This window comes from Phyllobacterium sp. CCNWLW183, from assembly GCF_037203775.1.
Classification (GTDB): Bacteria; Pseudomonadota; Alphaproteobacteria; order Rhizobiales; family Rhizobiaceae; genus Phyllobacterium; species Phyllobacterium ifriqiyense.
This window is the reverse complement of sequence record NZ_JBBCBN010000006.1, coordinates 314,681-326,537: the sequence shown is the minus strand read 5'-3', so window position 1 is coordinate 326,537 and position 11,857 is coordinate 314,681. Positions and strand designations below refer to the sequence as shown.

Sequence of the window (11,857 nt, the reverse complement as noted above, 5' to 3'; positions counted from 1 at the left end):
TATGAAAATTCGCTTCAGCCTTGGCGGACCGCTTTAAGGGATGTGTCATGTGCGGTTGCATCGCTTCGAGTGTCTAGGTCCGCCAGCAGCCGCTCAAGGTCGGCCCAAAGCTCTTCCTCATCCTCAAGGCCTATACTGAGTCGAAGAATGACATCTGGACCGGACCAGACGGTCGCGCTGCGAAAGTTATCTATAGACATCGGAGCCGCAAGGCTGCGCGTGCCGCCCCAGGACGCGCCGATGGCAAAAACCTTCAATGTATCGAGCGCCGCAGAAATGTGAGCGGAGGCCTCTTGCTTGAAAACGATGCTGAACACGCCGCTGGAACCGAGAAAGTCTCGTTTCCAGAGCGCATGCCCCGGAAAGGTTTCAAGGCCAGGATGCAGGACTTGCTGCACCAAAGGATGACGTTCGAGTTTGCGCGCGAAGTCGAGGCCCACTCGTTCCGAGTGGCGCAGTCGCACACCAAGGGTCTCGAAGCCGCGCAATACCAACGAGGCATCATCGGGCGATACGCCGATCCCCATTCTTCCGATCAGTGAGCGGATGGGCTTCAACAGCGCTTGATCCTTGATGGTGATCGATCCCATCAAGACGTCGGAATGACCCGACACGAATTTCGTCAGCGCCTCGGTCACAATGTCAGCGCCATGCTCGAGTGGCTTGAAATTGAGTGGGGTCGCCCAGGTGTTATCTACCCCAACCAGAGCGCCATGGTCATGGGCAATCGCTGCAATCTTTGGAAGATCCAATATCTCCATCGTGGTAGAGCCGGGACTTTCGCACCAGACGATCTTCGTTGATGTCCGCATTTTCGCTGCCACGTCTTCTGGCGATTGAGGATCGAAAAACTCGACCTCGACGCCGAGACGTCGCAGATCCGTTTCCGCCAGATCACGCATCGGCGGATAGGCCGTATCAGCGACCAAAATGTGATCCCCTGCGGCCAAAAATGGCATGACAGCCAGAGCATTGGCAGACTGCCCCGACGGCGTGAGAAAGCTCCAAAAGCCGCCCTCGAGGCTTGTCAGTTTGGCTTCAAGCGTGCGTGTCGTGGGAGTGCCGTACAGCCCGTACGAATACCCATCATGTCCACGCTCTCCACGCGACGCATAAGCAGCTGCGTCCTTAAACACGATCGTGGAAGCGCGGTGTACCCCGACGCCGAGTGGGTTGAACCCCTCTGTCGGCACCTCAGGCGTGAGAACACATTGAGTAAGATCGTTCATGAGTGAACCTTTCTGACAACTCCAAAACGCAAGAAACCAATTCCAAAAAAATGGATTCTGCGCTATTTCTATTCTCTGGAGTTATTGCTTTGAAACGAGGGGCGGGAATGAATCTTAGGCAGGTCGAGATATTTCGGGTGGTCATGACAAACGGGACGACTGCTCGCGCGGCAGAAGTTCTCCATGTCTCCCAACCGGCGGTCAGCAAGATGATCCAGGAACTGGAGCGATCCCTGGGCTTCGATCTCTTCCAACGGATCAAGGGGCGCCTGCATCCGACCCAGGAAGGCCAGCTTTTCTTCCGCGAGGTTGAACAAGCGTTTCTGGGACTGGCCCATCTGCGCGGTGCTGCCGCGCGCATCCGTGACTATGGCTCTGGCGAGATCAGGATCGCGTGCCTGTCTGCGCTTTCGACCAACGTCTTGCCGCGAGCGCTGCGGGCATTCATGAAAAGCAACCCGAACGTTGCAGTCACATTCCAGGCGCGCATGTCGTCGAACGTGCGTGATCTCGTTGCTTCCGGCCAGTTCGATCTCGGCATCGTTGCCGATGAGATTGATCGCACTGGCGTCGAAATCGAGGAGTTTGCCCAGTTTCGCGTGGCTGTCGCTTTGCCGAAAGGACACCCGCTTGAAGCTCTGAGCGTCGTTCGTCCCGCCGACCTTGCGGGACAACCTTTTATTGCTCTTGCTCCTGAAGACACGACCAGACGTGAGGCAGAGAACGCCTTTAACAGTGCTGGCGTGACTATTCGCCCGGTAATGGAGACGCCCTATTCTACGACGATCTGCGCCATGGTGGCTGCGGGTGTCGGGATCGGTCTGGTCAACCCCCTGACGGCCGAACCGTACGAAGGTTACGGATTGACGCTGAGAGCCTTCGAGCCCGCGTTGCATTTCCGCACGCTTCTGATCACCCCACCAAATCGCCTTCCGTCCAAAATTCTCCAAGACTTCATTCGAGATTTGCGCGGCGCGATCTGATGTCTTCTCAATGGTCATAGCCATGACGGATCACAGGACCTTGGACAGAAACGCCGCCGTACGCGGGTTCTGCGGGTTCGCCAGCATTGCGCGTGGATGCCCCTCTTCGACAATCTGTCCTTGATCCATGAAGACGAGGTGATTTCCCACCTCTCGGGCAAAGCCGATCTCGTGTGTCACGACGACCATTGTAATCCCGCTCTTTGCAAGGTCTTTGATGACATCCAGAACCTCACCCACAAGTTCGGGATCAAGCGCGGATGTGGGCTCGTCGAACAGCATCACCTCTGGCTCCATGGCGAGCGCCCGAGCGATTGCGACGCGTTGTTGCTGTCCACCAGAGAGTTGCACCGGGTACCGGTTTCCGAACCCGTCAAGTCCGACACGCTTGAGAAGATCGTGCGCTTTGCTACGTGAGCGCTCCTTCGACCATCCTTTGACGTGCGAAGGTCCTTCCATGACGTTTTCGAGCGCCGTCATATGCGGAAACAGTTGGAAACGCTGGAAGACCATACCAGTCAGCCGGCGTTGCGCAGCAATGCGTCGCGTTGACAAGGTATAGAACCGGCCATCTCTTTCTGTGAAACCCTGAAGTTCGCCTTTAAGGAAGACCCGCCCGGTCGAAATGCTTTCAAGCTGATTGATGCAGCGTAGCATCGTCGACTTGCCCGAGCCGGATGGACCGATAGCGACGCATACTTCGCCCTTTTTCACTTTTAAATCCACGCCTTTGAGCGCGTGCACAGGACCGTAGAATTTGTGGATGTCGTGCATTTCGACATAGAAATCTGGGTTCGGGTGCATGGCCTACTCCGCCCGCGCTGGATGAACGGAAACGCCTTTACCGAAGTGGCGTTCGAGGAAATATTGGCCAACCATGAGCACGCTTGTTATGCCGAGATACCAAGTGCCAGCAACCAGCAAAAGCGGGACCGGCAGATAGAGCCTGTTTGATATTGCGTTGGTTGCGAATGTCAGATCCAGCGTGAACGGTATCGCCAAAACCAGAGATGTCATTTTCAGCATTCCGATGGTCTCGTTACCGGTTGGCGGGATGATCACACGCATCGCCTGTGGCATGAGTATGCGCCACCAGATTTTTGCTGGCCGCATTCCAAGTGCCTGTGCCGCCTCGGCCTGTCCGCGATCGATCGAGTTGAACCCGGCCCGGAAAATTTCCGTCAAATAGGCCGATTCATTAAAACCGAGACCGAGAATTGCAGCCATGGCAGGTGTGACAATGTACTTCGTCTCCACGCTGATGATTTCAGGACCAAACGGGATTGCCAGGCTGAGAGTTGGAAACAGTACCGCAAACAGACCCCAAAACAGCAGCTGGGTGTAAATCGGCGTTCCCCGGAAAAACCAAACCCAGGAATAAGCAAGGCCGCGCAGCACAGGATTGTCACTGTCACGCATGATCACCAGCAGGCCCGCGACTGAAATCGCCACTGTCATGGCAACAATTGTCAGAATAAGCGTCCACCCGACGCCTCGAATGACCTGGGAGGAAAAGAGATAGGTGAGGTAGACATCCCAATGGAAGTTCGGGTTGACCGAAACAGCTTGGCCAACCTGGAACACGATGATTGCAAGAACAACAACCGCCAGCCAGCGACCGGGATGTCTTTGCGGAACCACGAAGTTGCGTGTGATCTCTGGTTTTTCAAGGGAAACCGGCTCGACGCCAGCCCCCAGGTCTTCACGGGCAAGGGTCATGGATCAGATCTTGACTTCTGGGTTAACCAACGCTTTTTCGACGATCACAGAGCCAACGCCCCAGGTGTCCAGCAAGGCCTTGTAAGTGCCATCAGCTATTAGGGAATTGATCGTGTCGGCAATCAATTCCGTCAAGGCCATGTCCGATTTGGCAACCGCGATGCCGTTCGGACCATGCTTGCTCAAAGCGCCCGCGGTTGGCTTCAGCAACTCGAAAGCGCCCTTGGATTGTTTTGTCGCGTAGCCAATACCCGCTTCGCCTGACACTGTCGCGTCTGCACCGCCGGCAGCCACGCGCGTGAGCGCTTCAGGCTGCTTCGAGAACGGAAGTATATCGATCTCGGCCTTTCCTGCCGTCTTGCAGAGTTCGTTTTCGGAAATGACTGCCTTTTCGTGATAGCTCCCGGACTGGATCGCTATCTTGCGACCACACAAATCGTTTTGATCGAATTTCGCAGGATTGCCCGCTTTCACAGCCCACATGCTGCCGGTGTCAGCATAGCTTACGAAGTTGACGGCCTTCATGCGTTCATTGGTAACTGAGAACGCGGACACGCCGATATCGAACTTCGTGCCAAGCGCCGGCAGGATCGCTTCGAATGCCGAGGTCTGAAAATCGATTTTCACACCAAGCTTTTTACCGATCGCATTAGCGATATCGACGTCGATGCCTTCTGGCGTCTGACCATCTTTTTCACTCAGAAATTCCCAAGGCGCATAAGCCGTGTCGGATCCGATTGTAAGCACACCGGACGACTTGATCTTTTCCGGCAACCGAGCAGCGAGTGCGTCCACGGTTTTAATCGAAGATGTGTCGAAACTCTGAGCGAGGCCAGGGCCAACAGAAACAACTAAAGTAAATGCTGCGATTAGCGGCAGATGAGTGAGCGTTTTGAACATTGATGTTCCCCTTATTGTGTTTACGATGGCTTTGGATAACGCTTGGGAGGACCGGCATCATTAACCAACAACGGCAATATGCGAGTGCTGAAGCGCGCCGTCCAACAATAAGATTGGGCTAATCTATTCTCTCAGGTTATCGATTTAGAATACCTCCTGTGAACGCGCGCCTCTGAGCGTACAAACCGATTGACGTTCCATTCGGCAGAAGCCTGTAAGCGGCTTTCTTACATTTAGTTTATTTCCGATATTTTCTCAGACGATGGTCTGGTGTAGTGCCCATCCAGGACAGAGATCCACGCATCTGTCATTCATCCTCCTGAGATCGGAACAAGAATGCTTCCCAAAATTGCCTTTGTCGGAACCGGTGGAACGATAGCTTCCCTCGGAACAGATCAGTTCGACCTCTTGGACTACAACGCGAGCAACGTGCGTGTCGACGCCGCGTCACTGATTGATCGGGTAGGAATTCAGGGGAAGATTGCCGACATAATCCCGGTCAATTTCCGGCAGATCGATAGCACTGCTTTGACCTACGATGATTGGGCGGACCTGGCAGAAACCTGCGAGTCGCTTTGCAACGAGCCGGACCTGGCAGGCATCGTAATCGGACACGGCACGGCCAGCCTTGAGGAAACAGCCTGGGTTTTGTCGCTCGTATTGGCACCGACAATACCCGTAATTCTGACGGGCTCGATGAGGCCCCTGACTGGTATATCGACCGATGCAAACGCCAATCTTGCAGCCGCAGTCCGAGTTGCATCGGCCCCGGATGTTGGTCCGGGCGTGTTCGTCGTTGTGAACGACGAGATCCACTCACCCCGGACAGTAACCAAGACGCACACGTTGCGTCTTGGTGCCTTCCAGTCACCTTGGACGGGCCCGCTTGGCTACGTGGATGGACCAGACGTGAGGATCGCGAGGCGTGAAGAACGCAGATATCAGGTATTTTCGCACGCCCTTCTTCGAGTTCTTCCTCGCGTCGATATTACGTACAGCTACCCCGGGGCCGATGGGCACGCCGCTCAAGCATTCGCCGCTGCTGGTGCACGCGGCATCATCTCCGCGGGTTTCGGGCCAGGAATGGCAACCCCGGCTGAGACACTGGCGCTTGCCACCCTTGTCGAGGCAGGTATGGTGGTTGTTCAGTCTTCCAGAACCGGGTCGGGACTGATTGTAGACAGCGCACATCACCGAGAGCTCGGAATTATCGGTGGTGGCGACATCAATCCTCAAAGGGCTCGAATCCTGCTAGCGCTTTGTCTTGCGCGGGGCGATAGCCGCGAGGAAATCGAACAACAATTCCAGTCGCTTTGACTCATTTTTAGGGTCTCCTTCAATTTGCACAAACAGCATGGTTTCGACTTCACCGCGTTGCGGCACTTACAAGCTCCTTAAGCCTCGATTTCCAATAATCAGCGCCGGTTGAGCATCCAAACCAGATACGGTGCCCCGACCATGGTGGCGATCAGGCCGATCGGAAGCTGATAGGGAAATGCAAGCGTTCTTGCGGCCCAATCGGCCATTATCATCAGGACTATGCCCAGAAGCACCGATCCTGCAAGCTGAGGAACAGGGCGCGAAAGGCCCATCATGCGGGCCATGTGCGGCGCCATCAGCCCTACAAACGAAAGGGGACCGACAAAAAGGGTGGATGCTGCGGAAAGAAGAGTGGCAAAAACGACCAATATACCGGCGTAAAGCACGTGCTTCAGACCCATCCCGGAAGCAAACGGACGCCCGAGGGGCAGAATCATTAGCCAGCGCGCAAAAAGCGGCAATGGCGCGATCAGAAGTATAGCCGCTGCAAGGGTCCATAGTGCCTGAGACGGTGAAACGCTTTGGGTCGTGCCGCTGAGCCAACTGATCAGACGCCGGGATTCCGGCCCGCCACCAGCCATGAAGAGCGTGACGAGCGCACCTGCAAGCGACCCAATCGCGATACCGGAAAGGAGCAGCCGCTCGGCGGCAAAGCGATGCCGGGCTGCAAAGGCAATAACGCCCATGAAAGCAACCGAGGCTCCGGCCATTGCACCCATGGTTTCGGTCAGATGATTGGCACCGGGAACCAGAATAAGTATTGCGGCCAGTCCGACACCTGCACCTGATGAAACGCCCAGCACTTCCGGGCTTGCCATGGCATTTCCTGTCACGCGCTGCATCAGGAAGCCGCCCGCCCCCAACATGCCCCCGGCACTGGCTGCGGCCAGAGCACGTGGCCAACGCCATGGTGCAACAAGTTCGAACATCGAACCCGTCGCGACAGTCCATCCACCTCCCGACCTGCCGACAAAAAGAGCGATGACTGCAAATATGACAGACAGGCAGGAGAGTGCGATGAGGATCGTCGACCAACGTGGCACGCGCTTTGTCACGCTAAATTGCTGTTGAGACGTGCGTAATGACGTGCCGATCCTCGGCAGCAACCAGAGGAGAATGGGACCTCCGAACAATGCAATCGCTGCGCCGGTTGGAACCGTTTCGCCGACAGAAAGGGAAAGCAGCCGTAACAGACCGTCGGAGAGAAGGACGATAACTCCGCCGGAAATCGGTGAGAAAAGAAGGGTTTGCCTGAGAGTACGTGCCCCTATGAGGCGAACAAGATTTGGCGCGGCAAGCCCGACAAAGCCGATGATTCCGACTTCTGCGGTCACTGAAGCGGACAGGAAGACTGCGAGCGTCAATATGGCAAGCCGCGTGCCGGTTAGGCCCAGGCCGAGCGCGCGCGCGCCAGCATCGTCAAGTGCCAGAAGGGTCAGCGCCCGCGTCAGGCAAGCTGTTGCGACCGCACCGATTGCAAGACGAAGCGCCAGGGACTGAGCAGGTCCCCAATCCTGCTGCTCCAGCGACCCGCCGCCCCAGATGAAGAGCGACATCATGTATTCGCCCCGGGCAAGGATCAGAGTTGCAGATATGGCCGCAGCCATGAGCGAGACCAGCATGCCACACAGAACGACGGTGACGGGATCTAGAGCACGCCGCCAGGACAGCGCCAATAAGATGGAAAGCGCGGCCGCTCCCCCGAAAAAGGCCACATATTCACGCCCTGCCGCCATGAGGGACGGAGCATAGATCAGGGCGCAACTCATGGCCAGGCTCGAGCCAGCGGAAACACCAACTGTGGAAGGATCGGCAATGGGGTTGCGGAGCACGCGTTGCATCAAGGCGCCTGCAAGGCCCAAAACAGCGCCGGCGAGCCATGCGACGGCTCCTCGTGGCAGGGTGGAATTGTAAAGAATAATGGCGGCCAGATCGTCTCCGGGAGCCGGCCAGTCCAAAGCGACACCATAAAAAAACAACCCTACGGCAACTGCTGCCAGAGCGGAGCAAACGACAGCCGCAGATCGAAACGGGATATTTGTCGAACGCAGACGGTCGGTATTCACGTGTGCTCCAACGCTTCGTTAAGAAGGCGGGCAAAACGCCGGGCAGCCGGAAGTCCCCCGAACGGGTTGACGGGAGAAAGCGTTACCCACCGATTGTCGCGTACAGCAGGCATATTTTGCCAGATTGCACTACGGGGTAAAATGCGTTGGGCCTCGACGGGGAGCGGACCGATAACCACCACCGTAGCATCCGAGTGGTCAGCCAGAGCTTCGAGCCCGACAGGTGCGGTGGCACTATAGGCCGTTCCTCTGCTCCAAGCGTTCTGAAAGCCCAGCCGGGTTGCGACGTCTCCGAACATCGAATCTGTGCCGAAGGCCCGGAAATGCCGGGCGTCACCAAGATTGATGATCAGGAGGGGACGCAAGGCCTTTGGTGCAAGTCGCTGACGGATATTCGTAAACAGGCTTTCCGTTTGCGCGATATAGGCTTCCGCCGTTGCTAGGCGTCCTTGGTCCGCCGCCATCTCGCGCATGGCGGCGACGGCCTTTTCGTAGGGCGGCTCGCCGCGTTGGAATATTGTCCAAGCGCGCACAGGTGCTATCTCGCGCAGCGTCTCGTTGGCCCAGGCGGAATAATTCGAGCCGTAAATCAGCGAAGGGCGAAGGGTCGCGAGAAGTTCGAAATTGATGGACCCGCGAAGTCCCAGATCGATCACGCTTTCCGGGACGGACGGCTCGATTGCAAGTTCCCGGAAGAGGACAAGCTCCACCGCCGCCACCGGCGTTATGCCGATTGCCAACGCGGTTTCCAGAAGCGCCCAGTCGACGATGGCAATCTGTTCGGAAGAGGCACGAGCCGGTTTGTACACTGCAGCGGTCACCAGACAGCCAAGTGCGAGAATGCCGCGTCGCGTGATCATTTTACGCAAGCCACGGGAATGTCGCTATCGGGGCCTTGTACGAGACAGGCGGGGTCCTGTGACAGAAGCATTGCCGGCCAGACACCCTGTTGTTCGCCTCCAGGACGCCTGTCGACAAGTCGTGACCGGAACGGTCCACATCGGTCTGTCGCCGCGCTTCGTTCACCTTGGCCTATCCTGAGCAGCAAATCGACCAAATGTGCCATGCCAGGAAAACCGGCCGCGCACGTCGAATTTCTCGACATTCATCCCATCAGTTGCCGGCATGAATTGCCATAGACAGGCAATTTTTCGCGCAAATCCCCTCTGTAACAGGGTCTCTATATACCGGCCGGAAAATGAAATGTTGCCGGAGGAAGGCTTTTGCTGCTGCGCCAGCACCTTGATCAGCATGGATTTGCCCGATCCATTCGCGCCGATCAAGCCGTGGATACGCCCTTCCTCAACGGTTGGGTTCATTTTTTCGATGATCGGGCGTAACCGGACGTGAAAACTCACTCCCTCCAATGTGTGGAGGGGGTGGGCAATCGTAACTTCCTGTTTCACGTGTACCATCACCACTTATAAGCCAGACTGCCCACGACCGTACGACCTTCGCCATAGAAGCAGCCGAAGTTGCAGCTTGCGGCGTAGCGCTTGTCAGCAAGGTTCTGCACGGCCAGAGATGCTTTGAAATTTGCCTTCTCGAAGGAAACAGAAGCGTCGAATACGGTCGTATCCGGGAGTTCGATCGTGTTGGCAACATTGCCGTAGCGTTCGCCGATATAACGCGCGCCGGCACCGATTTTTACACCTTCGAACAGTGTATCGGGCTGGAATGTGTAACCAACCCACAGTGCAGCGGAGTGTTCTGGCACATTGAGCAGATGATTGCCTGTCGTGGCAGGGGTGCTGCGAGTAACCTCCGTGTCGGTGTAGGTATAGCTGCCAGTGAGATCCCATCCTTCGGCTATGCCCGCAACCCCTTCAAGTTCGAAGCCACGCGAACGGGCTTCGCCAATTTCGGTTGTAATGCCGTTCTGGGTTGTACTGATATTGGTCTTTGTCAGTTGGTAGATGCTTGCCGTCAGCATTGCATTCCAGCCGGCGGGCTGGAATTTGACACCGGCCTCGTACATCTCACCTTCGGTTGGCTCCAGGGCCCGCTGGGTATCAGTGTTGATACCTGCTTGAGGATTGAAGGAGGTGGAATAGCTGATATACGGTGCAATGCCATTATCGAACAGGTAAAGCGCGCCGACGCGGCCTGTGAGGGCATCGTTCTTGTTGCGCGTAATCGTGGTGGACTGGTTGTCGCCTTCAAGAGCGTTGCTTCTGATATCAAACCAGTCCTGACGCAGGCCCAGAGTCAAGCGCAACCTGTCGACCGCCACCTGATCCTGAATATAGAGGCCATATTGCTTCAGCCGGTAATCCATATGATCGGTAATCGATGCATCGTAGGTTATCGGCGAGCCATAGACAGGGTTGAATACGTCGATCGGATCAATGACGTGCCGGCCGGTGCGATTGTAGTCGAACAGCGATGAACGCAGCTGTTTGTTATTGCGATAGTCGAAACCGACAAGCGCGGTATGCTCCAGCGCCCCGGTCTCGAACCGTGCTTCCAGCTGGTTGTCTATCCCGAAGCTGTCAGTCTCTTCTGATTGAACGCTCACACCGCGCTGCACAGTGCGAAGGTCGGCGCCAAGCGACCGGTAATAGAGGTTCTTGTAGTCGGCATCAAAGGAAAGATATTGGGCGTTCTGACGGAACTCGACAATATCGTTGAAACGATGTTTGAACTCATACCCCACGGTTGCCAACAGGCTCTTGTTGTCGTTGAAATCGGGCTCGCCGATGTAACGCTTGACCGGGATGATGCCGTTCGGATTGAAGTCGAGTGTGCCGGCCTGCGGTAGGCCGAGCGGGGAGTTCCCCGTGTCTCGCTGCAGTGATCCAAGAATGGTGAGCGATGTGTCCTCATCGGGCGCCCAGGTCAGCGACGGTGCGATGTAAAGGCGGTCATCGCCGGTGAAATCCTGCTCACCGTCAGCAAGACGGCCAAGCGCCGTAAAGCGATAAGAAAGTACATCATTGTAGACATTCCCTGCATCGACTTTCACCTGATACCGGTTGTGGGTGCCGAACTCGGCACCGACTTCCGCAAATTTCTCGAAAGTCGGGCGCTTGGCAATGAGATTGATGATGCCGCCCGGCTCGCCCTGACCGTACAGAACCGATGCGGGACCCTTGATGACCTCGATTCGTTCCTGACCGTAGGGTTCGAATGTCAGCGCACCGAAATCGCGGATGAACCGGAAGGAGTTCAGGTAGACATTGTCTACGGAGGTGAAGCCACGCATGATCGGTGCGAAATATCGTGCGTCATTGCCAAAGGGTGCTGCGACCACCCCGGCGGTATAAGATAGCGCCTGGTTCAGGTTCTGGACGCCCCTGTCTTCAAGTTGCGGCCGGGTGATCACGGAAATCGACTGCGGCGTTTCGAGCAGTGGCGTGGTTGTCTTCGTGCCGGTTGCGCTCTGTGTTGCGACATAGTCCTTAACAGGTCCTGTCGCATTGCCCTGGCCCTCGATCACGATGGTCTCAAGGGTAATTGAAGCGTCATCTTGGGCTTGCGCTCCCGAGACGAGAACCAGAGAAGAAACGGAAAAACCAAGAAATATCTTGAAAGAAAGTGATCGACTCACGGAATATACCCCACGCAATGAATCCCGCGCTTTTATGTCAGGTAAAACTTGATAATGAAACTCTTGTTTACTCCCGCCGCCTCTGTTCCA

10 protein-coding genes are annotated in these 11,857 nt (G+C 56.2%); 2 read left to right on the top strand and 8 right to left on the bottom strand.

The window, feature by feature from the left end:
- Nucleotides 1–14 precede the first annotated feature (14 nt).
- Nucleotides 15–1,229, bottom strand: coding sequence for a trans-sulfuration enzyme family protein (locus V9K95_RS15865; RefSeq protein ID WP_336441043.1), 1,215 nt, complete (start codon nt 1,227–1,229; stop codon nt 15–17).
- Nucleotides 1,230–1,336: 107 nt separating this feature from the next.
- On the opposite strand from V9K95_RS15865, the gene V9K95_RS15860 reads away from it, so the two are divergent.
- Nucleotides 1,337–2,212: a LysR substrate-binding domain-containing protein gene (locus V9K95_RS15860; protein WP_336441044.1), complete on the top strand. Its 876-nt coding sequence runs from the start codon at nt 1,337–1,339 to the stop codon at nt 2,210–2,212.
- Nucleotides 2,213–2,242: 30 nt separating this feature from the next.
- Here V9K95_RS15860 and V9K95_RS15855 read toward each other — a convergent pair whose 3' ends face one another.
- From V9K95_RS15855 to V9K95_RS15845, 3 genes are read right to left on the bottom strand one after another with little or no spacing between them, the layout of a single operon-like run.
- Entirely contained in the window at nt 2,243–3,016 is a 774-nt protein-coding gene (locus V9K95_RS15855; RefSeq protein WP_336441045.1) for an amino acid ABC transporter ATP-binding protein, read from the bottom strand.
- A 3-nt stretch (nt 3,017–3,019) separates the two neighbouring features.
- Nucleotides 3,020–3,931, bottom strand: a complete 912-nt coding sequence (locus V9K95_RS15850) for an amino acid ABC transporter permease (RefSeq protein ID WP_336441046.1) — start codon at nt 3,929–3,931, stop codon at nt 3,020–3,022.
- Nucleotides 3,932–3,934: 3 nt separating this feature from the next.
- The gene (locus V9K95_RS15845; RefSeq protein WP_336441047.1) at nt 3,935–4,831 is read right to left on the bottom strand and encodes an ABC transporter substrate-binding protein; all 897 of its coding nucleotides are present in this window, start codon (nt 4,829–4,831) and stop codon (nt 3,935–3,937) included.
- Nucleotides 4,832–5,167: 336 nt separating this feature from the next.
- Between V9K95_RS15845 and V9K95_RS15840 the strand changes: the two genes are divergently transcribed.
- Entirely contained in the window at nt 5,168–6,148 is a 981-nt protein-coding gene (locus tag V9K95_RS15840) for an asparaginase (RefSeq protein ID WP_336441048.1), read from the top strand.
- A gap of 98 nt (nt 6,149–6,246) precedes the next feature.
- Here the strand turns inward: V9K95_RS15840 and fhuB are convergent, their stop codons facing one another.
- The 4 genes from fhuB to V9K95_RS15820 all read right to left on the bottom strand — a co-directional run bounded on the left by fhuB (nt 6,247) and on the right by V9K95_RS15820 (nt 11,767).
- Entirely contained in the window at nt 6,247–8,217 is a 1,971-nt protein-coding gene (gene fhuB, locus V9K95_RS15835) for a Fe(3+)-hydroxamate ABC transporter permease FhuB (RefSeq protein ID WP_336441049.1), read from the bottom strand.
- Nucleotides 8,214–9,077: an ABC transporter substrate-binding protein gene (locus tag V9K95_RS15830; protein ID WP_336441050.1), complete on the bottom strand. Its 864-nt coding sequence runs from the start codon at nt 9,075–9,077 to the stop codon at nt 8,214–8,216. The genes fhuB and V9K95_RS15830 overlap by 4 nt, the downstream gene beginning before the upstream one ends.
- A 162-nt stretch (nt 9,078–9,239) precedes the next feature.
- Nucleotides 9,240–9,623 carry an ATP-binding cassette domain-containing protein gene (locus V9K95_RS15825; RefSeq protein WP_336441051.1) on the bottom strand — a complete coding sequence of 128 codons (384 nt, stop codon included), beginning with the start codon at nt 9,621–9,623 and terminating at the stop codon, nt 9,240–9,242.
- 8 nt (nt 9,624–9,631) lie between these two features.
- Entirely contained in the window at nt 9,632–11,767 is a 2,136-nt protein-coding gene (locus tag V9K95_RS15820; RefSeq protein ID WP_336441052.1) for a TonB-dependent siderophore receptor, read from the bottom strand.
- Nucleotides 11,768–11,857: the final 90 nt, after the last annotated feature.